Raw genomic sequence first — 4,066 nt, forward strand, 5'->3', positions numbered from 1 at the left:
TCTGTAAATGCGGGGCTCGCAACAGAATAGGCATTGGTGAGTAATTGGGATGCCTTCTCCAGATCATTAAGTGCTACACGGTTGTCAGGCACTTCATCTAAAAAATCATTGCACGAATGTAAACCCCACATAAGTAGCGTACACAGGAGTAGTTTATATGTTTTCATTGCCGTCATAATTTAAAATCCAACGTTTAATGAAAATGTAATTAACCGGGGCTGGGGCAGTGCCACACCACCGGTGGTAAAGAACTCAGGATCTTGTCCGTTGAGTGCATCATCAGAATAAAGCAGGTAGAGGTTTTGACCTTCAACGCTGGCGGTTATTGAACTCAACCCTAAGCGCTGAGTAATACTATTCGGAATGGCATAGGCTAATCGTACATTTTTTAATCGCACATAATCACCATCGGCCACACGCACATTGCTTTTATTGTAGAGTTCATAGGCTAGAACTACATTGCCATTGGTTTGGGAAACGCCACGATCCAAAATAACCGGCACATTCGTGATGTTTTCATCACCCGGAACAGCCCAACGGTTGGCCAGTTCACCTGGTAAAGATTGAAAATCAGTATAGGTTCCAAAAATTCCATCATTTAACCGCACTTTGTAGTCGTACTTAAATGAAAGTAAGAAGCTGAGTGTTAAACCTTTGTACCTAAAGGTGTTTGTTAAACCACCGGCACCACGAGGTTCGGTAGGCCCTTCAAACACAAGCGTTTCTGTAAGGTTATCCCTGCTTTGTAAATCATATTGCAATACCCTTTCGCCATTCGCATCAAAAAATGTAGGAATTCCCTGGCTGCTCAATCCTGCAAATTGTGTTGAATATAACCCTCTCCTCGGGCCACCTAAAACGGCAGCGCCATTCTGGCCGATAGCATCTACTATTCTGGGGCCAAAGTCAAGCTTAGTGACCTTATCTCGGGTGTAGCCAAAATTAAAACTAGTGGTCCAACTGAAATTTTTGTTTGTATAATTAGTGGTCGATATACTAATTTCATAGCCATGAGCCTCCATATCAGCAAAGTTTCCAACCTTTAAACCCTGCCCGCCAATTCCGCTTGTCTGAACCACCCCAATAAGATCATAAGCATTTCGCTGATAGTAGTTCAATGACCCGCTGATTCTGTTTTTAAGAATACCGAAATCCAGCCCTACATTAATTTCATTCAACTTTTCCCATGTCAATTCGGTGTTGGTCAAATCTTGGATGAAAAGGTAGGGTTCTACGTCTGTGGGGCGAACCGTCACATCGGCTTGAAGGTTTAATAAGGCGCTGGCTTGTGGTGGCAGGTTTCCGGAAACACCATACGTTGCCCGTAATTTTAGCAGCTCAATAAAGTTGTTTGATTTCAGAAATTGTTCTTCATGTATGTTCCATGCCCCACTCACATTCCATGTGGGTAAAAAGCGGGCATCATCACTTTCACCAAGTTGATTCGAGCCATCATATCGCACAGTAAAATTTCCGATATACTTTCCTTTATAGGCATAACCACCATTTAAAAAGAAGCCTATAAAACGGTCCCGTTCTTCATCAATGCTGAAATAATCGATATTTTGAAGGTTAAAAAATTCAATGATATCGGGGTCTGTAACCACAACGCCACCACTTTCATAAATGACACCGATACCTGTAGAACTGTTGGCAGACCGGTTAGTAAACCGTATTTCTTGCCCTGCCAGAAAGTTCACTTCATGATCCAGATTAAATGTTTTGTTCCACTCTGCACTTAAGCGGCTGAAGAAGTTTAGAAACTTACTCTGGTCGAGGTATTTAAACCCACCTTGTGGCAGCACTACCTTTGGGTTCAGCCCGGGATTGTTGGGGTCTTGAAACAAGAGGTTGTTAGCATTTTGAATAAACTGAGTGCCATTCGCACGGTATGCTTCAGCCTGATTTGAATTTTCATGCACAGTATGATCTCGTTCTGTGCTGGCATACCTGGCCTGAAAAACACCTTTGACAGATAAATTTTGGACAGGTCTTAACTCAAAATCCGTCTGTGCCGAGACATCAATAACGTTGATTTCGATAAAGTTATGATCCAGTTCATGCAGGATATTGAAAGGAGCGAAGTTTCGTCTGAAGAACTCCCTGTTACCATTCTCATCAAAAGGGCGAATTGAGCGAGCCGTATTTAAGGCATAGCTAAATGGGTTAATATCAAAGCTTCTGCTATACCTACCTGTTAGAGGATCAAGCTCACGGTTACGAGTTCCAGGCACTTGTTGATCACGATAGCTGGCAGTGAGTTTTAGACCAAATGTGAATTGGTCTGACAAGAAATAAGTATTTCGCGCCGTTCCTGTAAAACGCTGTACTTTATCGGCAATGGTCTGCCCCTGATCATTGAGATAACTTACAGAGTAGTAATTATTGGACTTTTCACTTCCCGTTGTAAAACTTAGTGAATGTTGCTGCTGTAAACCAACATCTCGGAATAATACATCAAACCAATCCGTATTAGCATTTTCATATTGATTCAAAAATTCTTCATTGAGTGTCCCACCTGTTCCCCATTCAAGATCGTGATTGGCAATGAGTGTAAACATCTTACCCATGGCGCCATAGTTCTGAGCTCGAACAGAAGTAGAAATGTCAATCAAGCCTTTGTCAAATAACTCACGGTAAACGGACATTTCCTGAGCCGAGTTAAGCAGGTTAAATTGATTGTATGTAGGTCTGAGTTTGGCAGAATAATTGCCAGTATAGTTCACCTGTAACTCACCACTTCTTCCACGTTTAGTTGTGATGATGATAACCCCGTTAGCAGCCCGTGCACCATAAATGGCAGTTGCTGATGCATCTTTCAGGATTTGAAACGATTCTATGTCATCAGGATTGAGGTTGGCAATGGATGAACTTACCAAAGTGCTGGCATCACCAGAAATAAAATCATCGGTATTTACATTGTTGAGATCTTCCAGGATAACACCATCTACAACAAAAAGAGGCTGGTTGTTTCCGTTAATTGAAGCATTTCCTCTAATCCGTATTTTTGGTGTAGTACCGAAGGTGCCTGATACGTTATCTACATTAACCCCGGCAGCTTGCCCTTCCAATACCCTGCTGATATCTACCATACCTGCAGCCCTTACATCAGACATTTTTAAGTTTTCTGAAGCGCCAGTAAAAAGCTTTCGATCTACTTCTTGAAACCCATTGATTACTACCTCCTGAAGTACATCAGTAGATTCCTGCATAACCACATCAACGACAGACCTACCAGCAACGACTACTTCCGTGGTTTCCATCCCAACCATGCTGAGTACAAGCGTTCCATCAGCCGGACATTCTAAGGTATATTTACCTTCCAGGTTGGATATGGTTCCATTGGAAGTACCCTTAACGAGTATAGAAACGCCAACTAATTCCTCACCCGAGGTATCCGTTATTTTACCGGAAATAGTTATGCTTTGGCACAGACCAATAGGTACGGCCGCAATAAAGAGCAGTATGGTAAGAATAATTCGGAGCATGAGCACATTTGCTTCTCGAATTATTCTCTATCGAATACTAATACAAAATCAACACTCACTGGATCAAAGAGCGCATTGAACTCTTCATTAGTTAATTCACTCACATATTCATTTGATAAGGTATCAGCGATGGCATTTTTAAGCAGCAAGAATTGAAGTGGAAAACTTATCCATAAGTCATCATTTTCGTTCTTTTGAATATCAAATATTTCATTATCATCAAAATCTTCAGAGTCTAAAGTCAATTCCAACTCATCAGCTACCCAAGTGCCGTTGTCATCTTGAGGTAATGAGCCTGATACTGCAATTGTTCTACTATATGTAAGGTCTTGATTAAGTGTTAATTCATAAGAGGTTATCCCTAAGGTTACTTCGTCTAATTCAAAAGCAGCGTTTTCGTTATAGGAGTATGGGCCGGGTACATTTTTTAATGCGTAACTAGACAAATTCCATGTTCCTACTTCATGTGGTGGAGGTGCAGGATCATCATCTTTACTGCATGACACAAGTGAAATTGATATGATCAAGCTGGGTAGTAGTAGTCGTGCTTTCATGTTAATATATTTAGGTGGTTAATC

General features: G+C 41.4%; 2 protein-coding genes. Both read right to left on the minus strand.

Features of this window, described 5'->3' with window-relative positions:
* Positions 1–179 precede the first annotated feature (179 nt).
* The gene (locus tag RLO81_RS17570) at positions 180–3,488 is read right to left on the minus strand and encodes a SusC/RagA family TonB-linked outer membrane protein (protein WP_350114737.1); all 3,309 of its coding nucleotides are present in this window, start codon (positions 3,486–3,488) and stop codon (positions 180–182) included.
* Positions 3,489–3,508: 20 nt separating this feature from the next.
* On the minus strand, positions 3,509–4,042 hold the full coding sequence (locus RLO81_RS17575) for a hypothetical protein (protein WP_350114740.1): 534 nt from the start codon (positions 4,040–4,042) through the stop codon (positions 3,509–3,511).
* Positions 4,043–4,066 lie beyond the last annotated feature (24 nt).

The sequence above is a fragment of the Fulvivirga sp. genome, assembly GCF_040220315.1.
Taxonomy (GTDB): Bacteria; Bacteroidota; Bacteroidia; order Cytophagales; family Cyclobacteriaceae; genus Fulvivirga.